The sequence below is a fragment of the Thermococcus sp. genome, from assembly GCF_027052235.1.
Taxonomy (GTDB): domain Archaea; phylum Methanobacteriota_B; class Thermococci; order Thermococcales; family Thermococcaceae; genus Thermococcus.
Genome location: NZ_JALUFF010000064.1, coordinates 1 through 17724 on the forward strand (window position 1 = coordinate 1; position 17724 = coordinate 17724).

Here is a 17724-nt window from a genome sequence, read left to right on the forward strand (position 1 = left end):
CTACTTGACGCTGTACAACGAGACTGGCCTTGAAGTTTTCGAGAAGATTGCACAAAGCGAGCAGAGGCACATGAATGCGGTACTAGGCCTTATCGAGAAGTACAACCTGACCGATCCGGCGGAGGATAAAGGAATAGGAGAATTCACAAACCCTGAGATACAAGCCCTCTACGACCAGCTCGTTTCCAGGGACGAGACGAGTGACATTGAGGCCCTCAAGGTTGGGGCACTAATAGAGGAGGTTGATATAAAAGACCTCGAGGAGTGGCTCTCAAGGACAGACAACGAAGACATAAAGCTCGTGTTCGAGAGCCTGATTGCTGGCAGCAAGAACCATCTGAAAGCATTCACGAGGGTGCTGGCTAACAGCTACGGTGTCGAGTACTCGCCCCGGGTGCTGAGTGAGGAGGAGTACCGCTCCATAGTCGGGAGCTGACGGAAAGCTTTTATTCTCCCTTACCTTTCTCATTTTAGAGCTTTGCTTAGGCGTGCATCAGCGTGGTGACAATGGTTACCTTGGAAGAGCTTGTGGCAATCGGGGAGGCCCTCTCAAACCCGATAAGGGTCAGGGTACTCAAGATGCTCTGCGAAAAAGAGTGGTACGTCTATGAGCTGGCAAAGGAGCTCGGCATATCGAGGCAGCTCCTCTACCTCCACCTCAAGAAACTTGAGAAGGCGGGGCTGGTTGAGAGTGAACTCCGACTTGAACCCGGCGACTCGAGGGCCAAGAAGTACTATAGAGCAAGGCAGTTCCGGATAATCATTGACAATGAGATGATAATGAGATTGGAGGGATGAAGATGCCTTGGGGAGGTGAACATATGCAAACTCCAAGCGGGTGGATAAGCATAATCCTCGGGTTGATAATCCTTGTGGTGCTTATCTTCGCTTTCTATCAGGTGAACAAGGCCTTAAACGACTTCAGGGTCGAGGTCGAGAGACTTAAGAGTGCCCTTGAGGAAACGCGGAGGAACACCGAGGAAATAAGGAAGAAGCTCGAAGAGGTTTGACCCTTCACTCTTTTTTCCTGTTATCAACCTCTTCTATCGCCCTCTTCAGCTCGTCGTAGGCTTCCTGAAGGGACTCGGGGATTACTTTGGTGTCGGCTATTACCGGCATGAAGTTCGTATCCCCGTTCCAGCGCGGGACAATGTGGAGGTGGACGTGGTCGTCTATTCCAGCCCCGGCAACCCTGCCAAGGTTAACTCCGAGGTTAAAGCCGTCCGGGTTCATGGCCTTCTTTATGGCCCTTATCATGAGCTGTGAGAGCTTCATTATCTCAAGGAGCTCCTCGTCTGTGAGGTCTTCCCACTTCCCCACGTGCCGGTAAGGGGCTATCATGACGTGGCCCGGGTTGTAGGGGTAGTTGTTCATTATCACGAAGCTGTATTTTCCGCGGTGGAGGATTAACCTCTCCCTGTCGCGGTTCTCCTTCGGAAAGTCGCAGAATATGCATCCGTCGTGCTTGGGTGAGCGTATGTACTCAATCCTCCACGGTGCCCAGAGGACTTTCAAGCTCTCACCTCCGGCGGGGGAAGGAAGAGGGGCTTAAAAACTTATAGCTTTGCCCCCGAGAAGAGCAGGTAGAGGTAGAGGGCATAGAGCAGGAGGAAGTAACCCCCGATATCCTTTCCAAGCCCCTGGCTCCTCTTGAGCGAGACTATCATCGGTATCATGGCAAGTAGAACCAAAAGCACGGTGAGTGTTGAGGCCTCGGTAGGGAGGGGCCTTATGAGGGAAGCTATCCCCAGAACGACGAGGGCGTTCATTATGTTGGCCCCTATTATGTTGCCGACGCTGATGCTCCCGCGCTCCCTCACGGCCCCGTAGAGGGCGTTCGTCATCTCTGGAAGGGAGGTTCCGATGGCAACTATCGTCGCCCCTATAACGTATTCCGGAACTCCAAGGACCTCGGCGATGTTCTTGCCCCCGAAAACTACCATCCTGGCCCCAACGACCATTAAACCGCCGTAGATCAACAACAGCGCGTAGTCCAGCGGGGTTGCCCTCTCCCTTCTCCTGGCCCTCTCCCTTCCGGGTCTGAAGTGTCTCCTGTAGAGCCACCTGAGGTAAACTCCGTAAGCTATCAGCAGGATTGCCCCGTCGAGGCGTGAGAGAACCCCGTCAACCGAGAGGAGCATCGCAAGTCCAAGGGAGAGGAGCATAACCAGGGAGTTCTCGTAGGCTCCTTCACCAGCTTTGAGGGGCCTTACGAGAGAGGCCAAGCCGAGAATGAGGGCGATGTTGGCGAAAATACTTCCAAGGGCGTTTCCAAGGGCTATTCCCTCGGCCCCCTCAAAACTCGCCAGGGCGCTCGTCGTTATCTCCGGCAAAGTTGTGGCGAAGCTTATTATGACGAGGCTTATAACCAATGGGGAAACGCCAGCTTTTCTGGCCACATCGATGATTTTATCCGACAGCTTGTCACCGAATATTACGAGGAGTATTATTCCAACCGCTATTGCAGAGCCCCAGATTATAATTCCCACTTCCCTCCCCACCCGAAGTTTGCCCGCCCATTGATAAGCTTTCCGCCGGCAAAGCTTTTAACCCGCTTAACTAACCACCCTCGGTGATATCATGAAGAAAAGGAAGGGACTGCTCATAATCCTCGACGGCCTCGGCGACAGGCCAATCAAGGAATTCGGCGGAAAGACCCCCCTTGAGCACGCTGAAACGCCGAACATGGACAGGCTCGCGAAAATCGGCATTCTCGGTCAGCAGGACCCGATAAAGCCCGGGCAACCGGCGGGAAGCGACACCGCTCATCTCAGCATATTCGGCTACGACCCCTACAAGGTCTACCGCGGGAGGGGCTTCCTTGAGGCCCTCGGCGTTGGTCTCGACCTCGAGGAGGACGACCTTGCCTTCCGCGTCAACTTCGCCACCATTGAGAACGGGATAATAGTTGACAGGAGAGCGGGGAGGATAAGCACGGAGGAGGCCCACGAACTGGCGAAGGCCATTCAGGAGAACGTTAAGCTCCCGGTTCCGTTCATCTTCGTTGGGGCAACCGGCCACAGGGCCGTTTTAGTCCTCAAGGGCATGGCCAAAGGCTACCGCGTTGGAGAGAACGACCCACACGAGGCTGGAAAGCCACCACATCCCTTTACCTGGGAGGACGAGGAGAGCAAGCGCGTTGCCGAAATCCTTGAGGAGTTTGTGAGGCAGGCTCATGAAATCCTTGAGAAGCACCCAATCAACGAGAAGCGCAGGAAAGAGGGCAAGCCGGTTGCCAACTACCTCCTCATCCGCGGTGCAGGAACATATCCCAACATCCCGATGAAGTTCACCGAGCAGTGGAAGGTGAAGGCCGGAGCGGTTATAGCGGTCTCGCTCGTCAAGGGCGTCGCGAGGGCGATAGGATTCGATGTCTACACCCCTGAAGGAGCCACCGGCGAATACAACACCGACGAGATGGCAAAGGCCAAAAAGACAGTTGAACTGCTCAAAGATTATGACTTCGTCTTCCTGCACTTCAAGCCGACAGATGCAGCTGGCCACGACAACAACCCCAAGCTCAAGGCGGAGATGATAGAGAAGGCCGACAGGATGATAGGCTACATACTCGACCACATCGACCTTGAAGAGACTGTCATAGCGATAACAGGCGACCACTCAACGCCATGCGAAGTGATGAACCACAGCGGCGACCCGGTTCCGCTCCTCATTGCCGGCGGTGGAGTTAGACCAGACCACACTGAGAGCTTCGGCGAGCGGGAGTGCATGAGGGGAGGCCTCGGCAGGATAAAGGGACACGACATCGTTCCGATAATGATGGATTTAATGAACAGGAGCGAGAAGTTCGGGGCTTAGGCTTTTAACTTTTCTTTCCAAATTCTAATGATGGAGGGCGCTAGGAGGGCACTCCCAAGGTACCTCTCGATTCTCGCCGGGGAAGAGGAGCCAGCCTTCCTGCAGGCCAGCAAAGTTCCCGTGAGCTTCCGCGGGGATGAGCCTCTAGAAGAGCTGTGGGAGCTCCACGATGAGGGCATGGAAAAGCTGAGGGAGAACGACCTCCGGGAAAAGCCCGGAAAGAGCCTCCTCGACCTTAAGGCCACCATAGCCGACAGAATACTCGACTCCTGCACCCTCTGCGAGGTTAGATGCCGTGTGAACAGGAAAGAAAGCGTGGGCTACTGCCGCGTAAGGGAAACCCTCGTTGCGAGCTACTTCCTCCACTACGGAGAGGAGCCGGAGCTCGTTCCTTCCTACACGGTCTTCTTCTCTGGATGCAACTTCCGCTGTGTGTTCTGCCAGAACTGGGACATAAGCCAGTTCCGCGTTGGGGTTGAGCTTTCTCCGGAGTTCATGGCCCTTAAGATGGAGAGGGCCTTCAGGATGGGGGCTAAAAACGTGAACTTCGTCGGGGGCGAGCCCACACCGAACCTGCCCTTCGTTCTCGAAACGCTGAGGCACGTTAAAGTCCCGATTCCTGTCGTGTGGAACTCCAACATGTACATGAGGGAAGATGCCATGGCGCTCCTCGACGGGGTTGTCGACCTTTACCTCGGCGACTTCAAGTGGGGCAACGACGCCTGTGCCAGAAAGTACTCCAAGGTTCCCCGCTACTGGGAGGTCGTCACCAGGAACTTTCTTCTGGCTAAAAACCACTACGGTGCGGAGTTCTTCATAAGGCATCTCGTCGTTCCGGGACACCTTGATTGTTGCACGGAGCCAATACTAAAGTGGATAGCCGAAAACCTTGGGAGGAATATCAGGCTCAACGTGATGTTCCAGTACCGGCCCGAGTACAGGGCGATGGAGTACCGGGAGATAGCCAGAACCCTCACGCTGGAGGAGATGGAGGAAGCGAGGAGACTTGTGAGGGATTTTGGTTTCAAAAACGCACTCGTCGGTTGAGCCATTCGTTACCCACATTTGCTCTTTTATCTTAGCGTTCAGACGGAAACCTTAATTAAGTTCGAATTCCTAATTCTACCGGTGGTGAAAATGGCAAGGGTTTTGGACCTTAAGCGGATAGGCGATGACAAAGTTACCGCCATAGGAATGGGCACGTGGGGGATAGGCGGGAAGGAGAGTCCCGACTACTCTAGGGATAGGGAGAGCGTTGAAGTTCTTAAATATGGTCTTGAGCTCGGAATAAACCTCATCGATACGGCCGAGTTCTACGGTGCCGGGCACAGTGAAGAGCTCGTTGGAGAGGCGATAAGGGACTTCGAGCGCGAGGAGATATTCATCATAAGCAAGGTCTGGCCGACTCACTTCGGCTACACCGAGGCCAAGAAAGCCGCAAGGGCGAGCGCTAAGAGGCTGGGAACCTACATAGACCTCTACCTCCTCCACTGGCCCGGGGACAGCTGGAAAAAGATAGAGGAGACGCTTCACGCACTGGAGGAACTCGTTGACGAGGGGCTGATAAGGTACATAGGCGTCAGCAACTTTGACCTTGAGCTTCTCAAGCGCTCGCAGGAAGCGATGAGGAAGTACGAGATTGTAGCGAACGAGGTCAAGTATTCCATCAAAGACCGCTGGCCCGAGACGAGTGGCCTCCTCGACTACATGAAGAGGGAGAAGATTGCCCTGATAGCCTACACGCCACTCGAAAAGGGGACGCTGGCGAGGAATGAATGCCTCGCCGGGATAGGGAAGAAGTACGGGAAGACCTCTGCTCAGGTCGCTTTGAACTACCTCATCTGGGAGGAGAACGTTATAGCCATTCCAAAGGCCGGCAGAAAGGAGCATGTGGAGGAGAACTTTGGAACCATGGGCTGGCGCCTGTCGAAGGAGGATAGGGAAAAAGCCAGGAGGTGCGTCTGATGTACGGCTACCACAACAGAATAGCCCGCGTCAACCTGACCGAGGGGAAGGTTACCTACGAAGAACTGCCGGACGATGTCATAAGGAGGTTCATAGGCGGAAAGGGCCTCGGCTACTACTTGATCTACCGCGAGGTTCCGCCGGGAACCGATCCGCTCAGCCCTGCCAACAAGTTCGTCTTTGCACCTGGTGGAATGACCGGCTTAGTTCCGGGTTCAAGCAAGGTAATAGCGGTAAGCAAGAGCCCGGAGACGAGGCTCATCAGTGACTCCAGCGGAGGAGACGCCTTCGGGCCGAAGCTGAAGGGGCACTTTGACGCGTTAATAATCGAGGGCAGGGCCGAGGAGCCTGTCTATCTATACATCCACGATGGAAGGGTTGAGATTCTCCCGGCTGGGCACCTATGGGGCAGGGGCAACTATGAGGTTGCCCGGGAGATATGGAAGGAGCACCCGAAGGCGAGCATCGCTTTAATCGGCCCGGCGGGAGAGAAGCTCAGCAGGATTGCCAACGTTGTTTATGACACCGAGAGGGCGAGCGGCAGAGGTGGGTTGGGAGCGGTCTTAGGGAGCAAGAGGGTTAAAGCCATCGTCGTCGAGCCCGGCCAGAGGCCAAAGGTTGCCAATCCAGAGGAGTTCCAGAGGCTGTGGCAGGAGTACTACAACGAGTTCGCGACCAACCCGAAGTACGAGCACACGAGGAACTACGGAACGAGCGACGCCCTGAGAAGTGCCGCTTCCCTCGGCATGAGTCCGGCCTACAACTTCTCAAGGCCCTACATTCCCGACGAGTTGGCTTCAAAGCTCGCCGGAGATGAGGTTAAGAAATACGAAGTAACTCCCGAGTGGTTCGTCCACGGCAAGAGCTGTCCCATAAAGTGCGCCCGCTATGTTGAGGTGGAATACAGGGGCAGGAAATTCCGCATAAAGCCCGAGTACGAGAGCATAGCGATGCTCGGCGCTGCCACCGGCGTTTTCAACTTCCCGGCGGTGGCCTACTTCAACTGGCTCGTCAACAACCTTGGATTGGACAGCATAGCGACTGGAAACACGATAGCCTGGCTCTTCGAGATGGTCGAGCGCGGTCTTATTGGTGAAGACGAGATAGGCTTCCCCGTTAAGGGCTTCGGCGACGAGGAAGCTGAAGAGAAGCTCATCAAGCTAATGGCCGAGAGGAAGGGCTTTGGGGCAATCTTAGCCGATGGCGTGAAGAGGGCCTGCGAGAGGCTCGGCAGGGGATGCCATTTAGCTGTCCACGTCAAGGGGATGGAGGCACCAGCATGGGATCCGCGCGGGAGGAGGACGTACGCGCTGAGCTACGCGACGGCCGACGTTGGCGCTTCCCACCTCCGCGGCTGGCCGAGACCGCACCAGCTGCCAAACCAGGGGCCAGCTAAAGAGCTGGTTCCCTCGATGATAGAGGGCAGGGACGAGAGCTACATCACGGATATGCTCGGGACGTGTAAGTTCGTGCCCTACAAGATGGAAGACCTTGCGAGGCTTTACTCCCTAGTTACGGGTGAGGAGTGGACGGTGGAGGAGTTGCGGAGAAGGGCCTGGGGCGTTGAGAGCATCGCGCGCATACATAACGCCCTCGACTGGGTTACGCCGCCGCTCGACGACACGATTCCGCCGCGCTGGTGGGAGCCAGAGCCGGATGGGCCGGCAAAGGGCAACGCGGCATTCATAGACTACAACGACTTCCTTGAGGCGAGAAGGGAGTTCTACCGGCTGAGGGGCTGGGACGAAGAGCTTGGCGTCCCACTGCCGGAGACGATGGAGAAGCTCGGCCTCCCTGAGTTCAGGGAAGACGCGGAGAGGGCTCTGGAGGTCGTTAGGAAGAGGATGGAGTTCAGGAGCCAATAGAGCCAAAGAGAAGCAGGACAACCAAGTCGAGGAAAAGGTAAGCTGCGAAAATCCCGGCAACTGGCCTCATTATTCCCCTTTTCTTCCTTATCAGTAGGAGCGGAATGGACGCTATGGCAGTGGCCATCGTTGACGCGAAGAGGAGTATCGCAAGCAGGTCTAGGGGCGCAGGGAGGTGTGCGTCGATTCCGAAGGTGTCGATCATCGCCGCACTTACGAAGGTGAAGTAGAAAGAAGACGGAAGCAGGACGATGGCGTACAGAATGGCCGCTATGAGGTCGGCCTTTTCGCGGGGCATCTCATCGTATACCGCCGGGAGCACGAAGAGCAGGGCGTAGGCCACAAGAGGGGTTAAGACGATTCCCATCATCCCCAACACTCACCCGTCAGAGTTCCGGTGAAACGTCAGCGTCCCGTTGCAGTAGGTAGCATAGCCGTCGTACAGCCCGAAGGTCGCGCAGCCGTTCCCGTCAATCCTGCCCCAGCCGGAAACCACGTAGCAGAGACAGCTTGGGTCGTTCATCTGGAAGAGTCTGCTCCAAACTACTTTTGTTCCGTTCAGAATCATGACGTAGCCGGATTGAGGCGAGCCATCGAGCTGGGGTTGCTCAAGTCCCATGAGGACGTAGCTACCGTTGGAAACCAAAAACGCGTTCCTGATGGGGACGTAACCCCCGCCAAGGTCAAACTTTCTAACCGTTCCGTTTTTGCCGAAAACGTAGAAGTAATCCTCCGGTGCATACCTCCTGAGGTCCGAGAACTGTCTTGGGGAGGTCTGATAAACGAGGACGTAGAGGTAGTCGCTCGTATTTGTTGCAAGGACTACTGGAGCCACTGTTCCGTTTGCTTCAATGCCGTATTCCCTATCATCGTAGGCCCAAGCGTAGCCGGAAAGGGTGAGGTTCCAGAGGGGCTTTCCATCGTAACTGCAGGCCATTAAAACCACGAGGGGGACGTTTGCCGTCACGTTGCCAGTGCTCACGTTCGTTTTGCCGTACTGGCCAACGCTGAACTTTACGAGGGGAACGGTACTAACTTTGCTCTCGTTTCTAAGGACAACGAAGCCCCAGCTGAGGGAGAATCTCTGTCCGCTGAAAGCTGTTGAAGGGCACTTCAGAGAACTGTCGTTTTGTGAGGGTGGTAAGTTTGGGCTGTTCTCCCCTCTAGAACCCGGATAATAGACCGCGAGCACTCCTATGATAACGGCGAGCAGGAAAACCAGAGCGACATGGGAGCGCCTCACTGGATCCCTCCTCCGGACACAGTTATCTTAGCTATCCTTAGTCTCAATTTAGTCTCAATAATGAAAATTATAAGGTTTCTGCTTTGCTTTATACTTACCAACTAGCTTGTATGTTACTGCCCCAACCAAAAAGCCCAAGCTGACCAGTGTCGTCGGGATGAACCATGCACTCTCATCGTCGCAGGTTGTGGGAGTGCAGTTTCTCATGATGATGGGGTATATAACAATAGACATTAACATCACAATGGCCGTGGAGACTACCCAAAAAACCCTGGAGACATTTTCTTTTTCCTTAAGAAGATGAATGAGGAGATTGCAGGCACGAAGATGCCGAGAGCAACCGGTAAAAGGTCGATGGTTAAGCTGGGTTCGTCACCTAAGATGGAAAGATGGGTAAGTGCAAATATAAGGGATAAGTACAGAGAATACATGGATAGAGCGAAGAAAGGAGTTGAAAAGAAAAATCTAAACCGCACTTCCATCACCTCCATATCACACTCGCATACCCTTTTTCATATTGAATTGTCTTAAGCATAATGCGATCTTTATAGTACGCCAAAGACAAAATCAGTCTTCAAAAAAGCACAGCAAAAAGTAAAAATGTTAACTATGGAATACCGTCATATACGGAAATCTCTATGTCCTTGGGTGGTTTTGTTACTGCTGGTACTACTCCTACTGGCATTTGGAAATAAAACTTGGCACTTGCTTTATATTTAAAGACACCGAAATAACAGGCATCTCCCGGTGATATAGATTTCATTGTTAGAGCAGTATTGAAGTAGAATGACCTGCCCCACGCAGGATAGTCCTTTAGCCAGGATTTTCTATTGAAGTCATAGGCATAAAAGTCAACGTACTTGTTTGGATTAAATGTGTGGGCGTCCATCCTGAAATAGAGTATTTGTGGTATATCCTGCGCTTGCACTTATCTGTGCAACTTTGTTGGAGTGGAGTTCTACCATGACCGACTGGGAGTAACTTGTAACGGGTCCAATGTGTCCGTCGGGAAGGAAATCATCTATCTTCTCGTAGTCTTTTGGTCCACTAACATGAAGGTGAATTTCTTTGAGTGCAGCTCTAGGAGAAACATCCCCGCGAACTTTTGTTTTTGCATAGTATTCGATGGTGTTCTCATTGATAATGCAATAGTAGTAAAACCCTTTGAGTTGGAGCATTCCTTTTTGGTCTAGGAACGATACAGCTGATGTTATATATTCAATACTCCCTGCATAGTTCCATTTTACACTAGGTTCAATGGATGAGGCTATTTTTATATTCGAGACCCTGGCCTTGAAATGGCTTTTTGCAACTTCAAGGAACTTCTCTTGAAGGGTGGGGTAGTCTTTTGGCTTTGCCCCTTGAACTATGTAATAGGCTGGGATGTAAACTCCGCTATCTGTGGGTCTTAGAGCTACTCCAAAGAAAGTTACATCGCTCAGTGAACTGAGGTTTAAAGTGAGCGTCACTGGAAGCTTTTTAAGAAAAGCTTGGGCTTGAACTAGTGCAGTGGATCCCGTAAAAACTTTTATCAATGTCTCGGGGGAGTGAATGGGAGAGCCAGGTTTTTGGGGTAACGCATAGGAATTTCCGGCCATCACTCCAACCATCAGCAGTCCTAAAAGGACTGCGAACAGTGGCTTCCATCTCAAGTTGTTCACCTCCCGAGAGTTTTCATAACGCTTATGAATGTTAGCATATAAATCTTTCCTTTTATTTTAAGTAAAAATTCCTCCCTTTTTTTCGAGTACGAATTTATTCAGAGGTGGGTTTTACGAGGGGAATGCGCTAAAAGAAAGAAGAGTAATCGAGTAAGCTAGCGGATACATTGAAACAAAAAGCGAAAAGTCAACTCTTCAGAAACGCCTCAACTAAATTCCTCGTCTCGTTGAGAGCCTCAAGGGGAATCCCCTTCGGAAGCCCTCCGATTTCTCCTTTAACGTCCTTTAGAATGCCTTCTCCAGCTCCAAGGAACATGCCCTCGCTGACTATTCCCCTGAAGTTTGCCGGCGGGAGAAGTGCAACGGCCACGCGGTTTCCTTCCTTAACGCTTAAATCGTTCGTCACGACGGTAACAGCTCTGTCGCCGATGTTGACGTTTGTAACCAAAAGCCTGTCGGCGTTTGGATGCTTAGCGACGCTCATAACCTCGCCGACCTTTATGTCCACCGCTATGACCGGGTCGTTTATCTTACCTAGGGCTAAGCGTTTGTCGAGACCGAGAATCGTGTTGAGGAAGAACTTTATCTTTGCAACCTGCTCCTCAACTTTCTCCCGCTCATCCTTTAAGGCGTTGCTGAGGAACTTGTGGTGCCAGTCTTCTCCGCCCAAGGCCTCAATTATGGCCAGGGCCTTCTCTTTTAGTGCTTTCATCTGGGGGGTCTCTATGAGCTCCTTTGGCTCTATGTAGCTGTAGCGCATCGCCTGTATCTCAGGGAGCATCTCCTTCGCCAGCTGAATCGCCCTCTTCTTGTCCCAGTGTCCCTTGAACTTCGCCCCTTCTATCGTCTTCAGGAAGAGCTCTATCGCCTTCTCCGCCACCAGTAAGCGGTAATCCTTGCTCGTGTCCCACACCTTTACCACCCTGAAGGGCTTTCAAAACGCGGTTCTTAATGCTTTCGTCACTTATCCCCTCCGCGATGGCCCGCGCCCTGTTCTCTTCACCGGCGCGTGCGTAGGCGACCGCTATCTCCCCCAGAAGTTCTGAGGCAAGCTTTCTATCCCTCACGAGGCCAGCCAGGACGAGGGGTTCCTCAAGACGGCCTATCCTGAGGAGGGAACGCGCTATTCCAGCAATCTCAACGTCTCTGGGTGTAAACTTCCCGACGAGTATGAGGTCGAGGGCGTCGCCGAGCACTTCCTTCGCGAGCCTCTCCCTCCCGTGGAGGAACAGCCAGTAGGCGAGCTTCAGCAGTTCCACAGCCCTCTCCTCCGGTTCGAGGAAGCGCATAAGCTCCACAGCCCTTGAGGCCTCTCCCTTCTCTATCAGCTCGTCTATCACCCGTCTGCCCCTCTTCCTGAGGTCTTCTATGAGGGCTATCTTCTCCTCAAGATACCTCGCCTGTAGCTGAAAGTGGGCGGACTCGTAAACATCCCGGGCGAGGCGGTAGAGGCTGAGGGCCATCTCGCTACCTGTCTCGTCGGCACTCTTCTCTATGAGCCTCGCGAGCTTGAGGAGGGAGGAGATGACGCCCGAAGAAAGGCCCCTCGATGAGTTCAGGGTCTCAACGGCCTCCCAGAAGAGGAGGTACGCGTCGGTGTACCTGTCGGAGCAGGCGAGGTTCCTCGCTATTCCTCCGAGAACTTCGCCTCTGAGCTTGGGGGAGCGTATCCTTCTCGCCAGCTGTATGGAGCGCTCAAAGTAGTTCTCGGCGTCTATTTCTCTGTCCATGATGTAGAGGGCCCTTCCGACTATCGAAAGTCCCAGGGCCTTTCCTGGGGTGTCCTCTACTTTCTCCAGGGTTTCGAGCATGTGGTAGAGAACTTCCTCCCTGGGGAACTCCTCCAGAACCCTTAGAAGGGCCACGAGTTTCCTTAGGGGGTCTTCAACGGTGAGGGCCTCCCTGAGGGAGCCCCTGTAATCGCCAACTCGGAGCCTTTCGGCTACCTTCTCCACGCCCTTCACCTGAGGGGTTTAGGGCGGGAACACTAAAAAGCCTACCCCTTCACCTTCCTGTCCCACTGTTCAAGCATCGTGTCCAGTGCCAGAAGACTGTTCAGCCTCAGGCGAACCTTCTTCCTCTCCCAATCTATCGAGCCTTTAAACTCGTTGAGGAGCTCAAAGACCTTCTCGACCTCCTCCCTCGGGAGGTATCTGCCATAGAACTCCTCACCGCAGTGAGGGCACTTGAAGACAAATTCCTCAAGGGTTTCGATGAAGAGCTCCCTGTCCTTCATAACCTCCCTCGCGTTTTCTAGGGCCAGCATCTGTTCCACCAGCTGCCCCCAGTCGAGGGGCTTACCACAAACCGGACAGCGCGCCATCACTCCACCTCCTTCAAAAACTTCTCAATCTCCTTAAGGATGAGCTTCACGGCCTCGTCGAGGTTCTTCCTGCCGTTGGCACCAGCGGCCCCGGCGTGACCACCTCCAGAGCCCTCTATAATCGGTCCGACCCTCTCCATTATCCTCCCGAGGTGGAGGCCTTTCTTGACGAGGCTCTCCCTGGCCCTCGCCGAAATCCTCACTCCCTTCTTTTCGCTCCCGACTATCGCTATATCCGCCCCGAGCTGGAGAAAGACCTTGCAGGCGTAGGACTCGTAGGCAGAAACCCTTGAGATGGCTATAACGTACCTCCTGAACTTCCTTATCTCAAGCCTCTGACAGGCCTTCAGGATTGCCATCCTCTTCGCTTGGTCGGTGTTCTCATCGCTAACGGGAGCCACCAGCTGGAAAATCTCGCCCATCTGAACTGGAAAGCGTCCCAACATCTCCGAGACTGCTTTGAACGTCCTCGCGTTGGCAAAGCGGAAATTCGCCGTGTCGGTGACTATTCCCGCTAGCAGGGCCTTCACGCTCTCCTCATCAGCGAAGCGGAAGTACTTGAAAAGCTCCCATACAATTTCAGCGGTCGAGGTCTTGGAGGAGTCAACAACAGCTATGTCCGCTTTAATCGGCTTCTCCTTCTCAACGTGGTGGTCTATAAGGACAACGAACCTCCCAGGGGGAATCTCGATCGGCTCAAGTTGCTCCAGCGACGAGGTGTCGAAGATTACAACAACGTTCTCACTCACCTTGGGGTTTTTCTCTACCGGAACGGGGGAGAGAGATAGGAGCTTTTTCGCGTAGGAGGAGACGCTCTGGGCGACGCCTATCTTAACCCTCTCGTAACCCCGGGACTTCAGAAACCTGGCGAAGGCTATGGCCGAGCCCAGAGAGTCCGGGTCAGCATTGTGGTGGCAGAGGAGGAGGAAGGACTTATCCCCCGGGCTCTCAAGGAGGCGTTTGAGTTTTATCTTTCCTTTCATTGGATATCTCCCTCAGCTTCCTCTCAACGGCCTCATAGGCCTTTTCTATTGCCTCCTCAACGAGGGCATCAACGTCAACCTTTACAAAGATTGGAACCTCCAGGTAGACCTCAATCTCAAGGTCGAGGGTTTCCCCCCTGTTTATCCTTGCCGTGACCTCTATGTCCTTGACCTCGCTCCTCGCTAGCTCGTCGAATACCCTCTTCAGGATGACCTTCTGGGCCAGCTCGCCGAGGGCTATGACCTCATCCTCGCTCAACTCAGGGAGGCCTATGTGGATTACCCTCGTGCTCCCCCCGCTCATCGGAAGGCCCTCCAAAGAAAGAAGAGGTCAGCCCGCCACGGGCGGTTTGAGGGAGGCCTGTATCTTGGCCGTCAGCTCCTTGAGCTTTTCGTTGAGCTTCTTCTCCTGCCTCTCAAGGGCGTTCAGGCGGACTTCGAGGGTTTCGACCTTCTCCCTGAGCTCCTCCAGGGCCTTCTCCTTCGTGGTCTTCACTATCAGCGTTCCGACTGTCTTGTAGATTACCGAATCTTCGGGGAGCTTCTCGATTTCCTCAAGGGCCTTCTTTGCCTCCGTCAGCTCTGCCTGAACCTTTCCCTTCTGCTGGATGACGAGCTGGAGCTGCTGCTGGTAGCTCTCAAGCTGGGCCAGCATGTTTTGAACCTGGGGCGGGATGTTCTGCATGTTCGCACCTCCGTAATCGTAATACCGGGTTAGAATAAGGGCCGAGCTTTAAATACTTTGGGATACACCCGGCCTTTGCCGGCCTCATACTCCGGTGTATAACCTGATGACCCCCAATGGAAAACACTTTAATACTTTGAGGGCTGAGAAAGGTGATGGGTGCACACCGTGGGGGAAGAGGACATTGAGTTTATTACAGGACAGCTTCAGACCACTGTTCTAAAACTGACCAAGATGCAGAGGAGCATCGAAGAGGTTCTCTCCGAGCTTAAGAACGTTGATGAGCACGTTAGGGCCCTTGAAGAGAACCAGAACGCAATACTAACTTCTATCTCCGCCCTCGGCAAGAGGATTGAGACCGGGAACTCTGAAATTTCCAAGGAGATTGGGGCCAACAGGAAGGCCATAGTGGCCATTGGGGAGGCCCTAAACTCCTCAGAAGGCAGAATCTCGGAGAACATCTCACGCCTCGGGGAGCGCATATCGATTTCCGAACAGGAACTCAGGAAAGCCATCAAGGAGGCCTCCGATACCCTCACCGGCCAGATAGTTGACCTTGAGTACAGGATAAGCGCTCTGGACGAGTCCATAGCTATGATAAAGACCCTGAACACCGAGCTGAAGGCCAACATCAGGGCGATGACATACGAGCTCAAGAAGCTCCTCTCAGAGCTCTCCTCGGCCGAGGAGGAACGCTACCAGAGTTTCATGGAAGAACTTAGGGACTTTGAGGAAGCACTCACCAAGCAGATAGAGCTCCAGGAGAGGCTTCTCGACATACAGGGTGAGAAGCTTGAGGCCCTTAGGGGCGAGCTGTTCGAGCTCAGGGAGTCCACCCTCGTCAACTTCGGGCTTCTCTCCTCAAAGTTTGACGCGGTTGAGGGCCTTAAGGCAATTGAAAGGGGTGTTGAGGATGTCCGAAAGCCTTGAGTTTAAGACTCTCGAAGGATATCGGAAGTACTCCCCGGATGCGGCCAAGATTCTCGCCAAGGTCGAGAGAGGCAAGGGTCTTTCGAAGGAGGAGCTTACCCTGGTTCTCGCGACGGTTCTCCTTGAGGAGCAGAGGGCCAGCCTCAAGGAATACGCCCGGCTAGTTGAGAAAATCGGGGAAGTGCTCTCGGAGCTCAGAGGGACAAACGAAACCGCCGGAAAAGTCTTTGATGACCTCAAATCCCTACTTGAAAGGCTGGAGGAAGAGGGGAAACGTTACGAAAAACTGCTTGAAGACCTGAAGCTCATCTCGGAGGAACTGCCAGACTCGATAAGAGGACTGGACGATGCAATCAAACTCCTCAGGAGTTCCTCCAGAAGCCTGGAAGAGGAGAGGGAGAAGCTTGAAGATGTCAGAAAGTACGTACTGGAGAGGATTTCACAGCTGGAGGATCTTGAAAGGAGGAAAACCCAGCTGGAGGAAGAACTCAGCGAACTCTCTGAGAAGGTCTCCTCCCTGAGGGTGGAGAAGGAGGCCCTCCTTGCCGAGCTGGGGGAACTTGAGAAGAGGAAGGAGGAAATAGCCTCCCGGGAAAAGCACGTCTCCGAAATTGAGAAATCCCTCGATGAAAAGCTAGCAAATGTTCTCTCAAAGATTGAGGAGCTCGAAAAGAGGGAATCCGAACTCCTTGAGAGGGAGAGGAGGCTCAAGGACATCGAGGCCGAGCTCAAGAGGAGGGAGGAGGAAGTCGCGTCGGCTGAGGAACTCAAAGCGGAGCTCGATGAGAAGCTTAAAGAGATTGCCGAGAGAGAAAAAACGCTCGATGAAAGCCTTCGGAGGATAACCGAGCTCATAGAACTGCTGAAAGAGAAGGAGAGCGAACTAAAGGAAAGGTCCGAGGAGCTCGATGAAAGGGAGCTCTCAATAAAGGAGGAGGAGAAGAAGCTGTCAGCGCTCAGGGAGGAGCTTGAGTCCTACGAGAGGGAGCTTAACTCCCGGGAGGAGAGGCTTGAGGCACTGGAAAAGGCCCTTGAGTCCCGGAGAAAGGAGCTTGAGGAGGAGAAGAGGAAGCTCTTCGAGGAGTACTCCAAGCTTGAGGGGGAGAGGGCAGAGGTATCCAAGAAGTTGCTTGACCTGACGAGCCAGGAGAGGGCGCTTTCAGCCCTTATGAGGGAGTATTCAGAGAAGATGGCGGAGCTGAAGGAGAAGGAGCTCTCGCTAAAGGAAAAAGAGTCCGAGCTCACCCGTCTGGAGGCCTTCGTTAAGAACAGGGAGAAGGAGCTTACGGAGGTCATCGAGAATCTCAGGAAAGAGAACGAGGCGTTGAGGAAGAGCCTTGAGGAGTGCAGGAACCGTTTGAAGGAGTTGAGCTCTTGATCAGACCTCAAGGGAATCAATGGCCACCTTAATCCATCTCAGGTAGGAGTTCAGAGTTCCCCGCAGGGCAGAGCTGTCACGGGCGAGAACTTTTATTATTATCCTGTTTTCCCTTCTCAAAAACTCAATCCTGCTCCTCCTGTAGGGCACGCTCTCGTGCTCGTATCGGACGCTCTCGTAAACAACCCTGGCGGTTTCCTCGTTTGGAAGGGCTATCTCTATCAGCCCCTCGATTGGCCACTCTTTGCTAGGGCCTCTTTGTAGTCCCATCTCCGGCCGTCCTCCATTATCCATATCTTGACGAGGATGAGCGGGCCAACGGCCCTGTCCTTCGTAACGTCGAGGCGGTAGAAGTTGACCGCCATTCCCCGCGGGTAGTTCTCTATGACCCCTATGACGTCTGTATTGTATCTGTCCGCTATTGCTGTCAGGCTCTTGTTGCCCCTCGGGACGAACTTTCCGCCGGTCAGCTCGGCGAAGGCCTGGGCAAAGGCCGTGTGGTCTATCCCGACGCGCTTGGCCGTTGTCACAATGAAGGGCATCTCCTCCCGGATGGGCCTCAGGTTCCTGAAACCTATCTCCCGCTGGAGCTTTATGCCGTGAAGGTAGAGGTATCCGAGGTAGCCCCAGTCGTTGGGGTCGACCTTGATAAAGGTCATCTTGAGGGGGTTTCCCTTCCAGACGTTGATTATCAAAAGCCTCTCGTAGTTTCTCTCGTAGGCCTCCATCAGCAAATCCTGGATGGTCTTCTTCCCCCTGGTTAAGTAGAGGGAGTTGGGGAAGACTCTCTCCAGGTCGTGGCCGAAGCTCCTCGTCCTCCTCGTCGGTCTGTGGGAAGTCGTTATCAGCATCATGGCTATCACTCAGAAGGAAGT

Annotated in this window: 24 protein-coding genes; 9 read left to right on the forward strand and 15 right to left on the reverse strand. The window is 53.7% G+C overall.

All coding sequences use genetic code 11. From position 1 onward, the window contains the following. The 3 genes from MVC73_RS08420 to MVC73_RS08430 all read left to right on the forward strand — a co-directional run. Positions 1–436, forward strand: a 436-nt coding sequence (locus tag MVC73_RS08420) for a DUF2202 domain-containing protein (RefSeq protein ID WP_297509640.1), incomplete at its 5' end; no start/stop codon positions are given. 71 nt (positions 437–507) lie between these two features. Next, on the forward strand, positions 508–798 hold the full coding sequence (locus tag MVC73_RS08425) for a winged helix-turn-helix domain-containing protein (RefSeq protein ID WP_297509860.1): 291 nt from the start codon (positions 508–510) through the stop codon (positions 796–798). A 23-nt stretch (positions 799–821) separates the two neighbouring features. After that, the gene (locus MVC73_RS08430; protein WP_297509644.1) at positions 822–1010 is read left to right on the forward strand and encodes a hypothetical protein; all 189 of its coding nucleotides are present in this window, start codon (positions 822–824) and stop codon (positions 1008–1010) included. Between the two features lie 4 nt (positions 1011–1014). Here MVC73_RS08430 and MVC73_RS08435 read toward each other — a convergent pair whose 3' ends face one another. Together MVC73_RS08435 and MVC73_RS08440 are read right to left on the reverse strand one after the other, a co-directional pair. Continuing rightward, entirely contained in the window at positions 1015–1515 is a 501-nt protein-coding gene (locus tag MVC73_RS08435; RefSeq protein WP_297509646.1) for an HIT domain-containing protein, read from the reverse strand. 41 nt (positions 1516–1556) lie between these two features. Further along, positions 1557–2489 carry a calcium/sodium antiporter gene (locus tag MVC73_RS08440; protein WP_297509649.1) on the reverse strand — a complete coding sequence of 311 codons (933 nt, stop codon included), beginning with the start codon at positions 2487–2489 and terminating at the stop codon, positions 1557–1559. A gap of 91 nt (positions 2490–2580) precedes the next feature. Here MVC73_RS08440 and MVC73_RS08445 point away from each other — a divergent pair, with 91 nt between their 5' ends. The 4 genes from MVC73_RS08445 to MVC73_RS08460 all read left to right on the forward strand — a co-directional run bounded on the left by MVC73_RS08445 (position 2581) and on the right by MVC73_RS08460 (position 7646). Next, positions 2581–3816 carry a 2,3-bisphosphoglycerate-independent phosphoglycerate mutase gene (locus tag MVC73_RS08445; RefSeq protein WP_297509652.1) on the forward strand — a complete coding sequence of 412 codons (1236 nt, stop codon included), beginning with the start codon at positions 2581–2583 and terminating at the stop codon, positions 3814–3816. 30 nt (positions 3817–3846) lie between these two features. Beyond that, positions 3847–4863, forward strand: a complete 1017-nt coding sequence (locus MVC73_RS08450; RefSeq protein WP_297509655.1) for a radical SAM protein — start codon at positions 3847–3849, stop codon at positions 4861–4863. 90 nt (positions 4864–4953) lie between these two features. Further along, entirely contained in the window at positions 4954–5781 is an 828-nt protein-coding gene (locus MVC73_RS08455) for an aldo/keto reductase (protein ID WP_297509863.1), read from the forward strand. Then, on the forward strand, positions 5781–7646 hold the full coding sequence (locus MVC73_RS08460; protein WP_297509658.1) for an aldehyde ferredoxin oxidoreductase family protein: 1866 nt from the start codon (positions 5781–5783) through the stop codon (positions 7644–7646). The genes MVC73_RS08455 and MVC73_RS08460 overlap by 1 nt, the downstream gene beginning before the upstream one ends. Here the strand turns inward: MVC73_RS08460 and MVC73_RS08465 are convergent. The 11 genes from MVC73_RS08465 to MVC73_RS08515 all read right to left on the reverse strand — a co-directional run bounded on the left by MVC73_RS08465 (position 7633) and on the right by MVC73_RS08515 (position 14541). Beyond that, the gene (locus MVC73_RS08465; protein ID WP_297509661.1) at positions 7633–8013 is read right to left on the reverse strand and encodes a hypothetical protein; all 381 of its coding nucleotides are present in this window, start codon (positions 8011–8013) and stop codon (positions 7633–7635) included. The two genes, MVC73_RS08460 and MVC73_RS08465, sit on opposite strands and share 14 nt — an antisense overlap. A 12-nt stretch (positions 8014–8025) precedes the next feature. Next, on the reverse strand, positions 8026–8889 hold the full coding sequence (locus MVC73_RS08470) for a hypothetical protein (RefSeq protein ID WP_297509666.1): 864 nt from the start codon (positions 8887–8889) through the stop codon (positions 8026–8028). A 257-nt stretch (positions 8890–9146) separates the two neighbouring features. Next, on the reverse strand, positions 9147–9380 hold the full coding sequence (locus MVC73_RS08475) for a hypothetical protein (RefSeq protein ID WP_297509669.1): 234 nt from the start codon (positions 9378–9380) through the stop codon (positions 9147–9149). Positions 9381–9496: 116 nt separating this feature from the next. After that, a complete protein-coding gene (locus tag MVC73_RS08480) occupies positions 9497–9778 on the reverse strand; it encodes a hypothetical protein (protein WP_297509672.1) in 282 nt (93 codons plus the stop codon). Beyond that, positions 9759–10541 (reverse strand): hypothetical protein, encoded by a 783-nt coding sequence (locus MVC73_RS08485; protein ID WP_297509675.1) that lies wholly within the window; start codon positions 10539–10541, stop codon positions 9759–9761. The genes MVC73_RS08480 and MVC73_RS08485 overlap by 20 nt, the downstream gene beginning before the upstream one ends. A gap of 196 nt (positions 10542–10737) precedes the next feature. Beyond that, positions 10738–11430, reverse strand: a complete 693-nt coding sequence (locus tag MVC73_RS08490) for a tRNA-binding protein (protein ID WP_297509866.1) — start codon at positions 11428–11430, stop codon at positions 10738–10740. Next, on the reverse strand, positions 11321–12514 hold the full coding sequence (locus MVC73_RS08495) for a tetratricopeptide repeat protein (RefSeq protein WP_297509678.1): 1194 nt from the start codon (positions 12512–12514) through the stop codon (positions 11321–11323). Before MVC73_RS08495 ends, MVC73_RS08490 begins: the two co-directional genes overlap by 110 nt. Positions 12515–12546: 32 nt before the next feature. Next, positions 12547–12873: a hypothetical protein gene (locus tag MVC73_RS08500; protein WP_297509681.1), complete on the reverse strand. Its 327-nt coding sequence runs from the start codon at positions 12871–12873 to the stop codon at positions 12547–12549. Next, entirely contained in the window at positions 12873–13856 is a 984-nt protein-coding gene (locus tag MVC73_RS08505) for a bifunctional oligoribonuclease/PAP phosphatase NrnA (RefSeq protein ID WP_297509683.1), read from the reverse strand. Before MVC73_RS08505 ends, MVC73_RS08500 begins: the two co-directional genes overlap by 1 nt. Then, positions 13822–14160, reverse strand: a complete 339-nt coding sequence (locus MVC73_RS08510) for a DUF3194 domain-containing protein (RefSeq protein WP_297509686.1) — start codon at positions 14158–14160, stop codon at positions 13822–13824. Before MVC73_RS08510 ends, MVC73_RS08505 begins: the two co-directional genes overlap by 35 nt. Positions 14161–14187: 27 nt before the next feature. After that, positions 14188–14541: a prefoldin subunit beta gene (locus MVC73_RS08515; RefSeq protein WP_297509689.1), complete on the reverse strand. Its 354-nt coding sequence runs from the start codon at positions 14539–14541 to the stop codon at positions 14188–14190. 168 nt (positions 14542–14709) lie between these two features. Here MVC73_RS08515 and MVC73_RS08520 point away from each other — a divergent pair, with 168 nt between their 5' ends. Then, positions 14710–15471: a hypothetical protein gene (locus tag MVC73_RS08520; RefSeq protein ID WP_297509692.1), complete on the forward strand. Its 762-nt coding sequence runs from the start codon at positions 14710–14712 to the stop codon at positions 15469–15471. Continuing rightward, positions 15449–16849 (forward strand): hypothetical protein, encoded by a 1401-nt coding sequence (locus MVC73_RS08525; RefSeq protein WP_297509695.1) that lies wholly within the window; start codon positions 15449–15451, stop codon positions 16847–16849. Before MVC73_RS08520 ends, MVC73_RS08525 begins: the two co-directional genes overlap by 23 nt. Here the strand turns inward: MVC73_RS08525 and MVC73_RS08530 are convergent, their stop codons facing one another. Then, positions 16850–17119: a KEOPS complex subunit Pcc1 gene (locus MVC73_RS08530; RefSeq protein WP_297509698.1), complete on the reverse strand. Its 270-nt coding sequence runs from the start codon at positions 17117–17119 to the stop codon at positions 16850–16852. Next, positions 17071–17703, reverse strand: coding sequence for a ribosomal biogenesis protein (locus MVC73_RS08535; protein WP_297509868.1), 633 nt, complete (start codon positions 17701–17703; stop codon positions 17071–17073). Before MVC73_RS08535 ends, MVC73_RS08530 begins: the two co-directional genes overlap by 49 nt. Between the last annotated feature and the right edge of the window lie 21 nt (positions 17704–17724).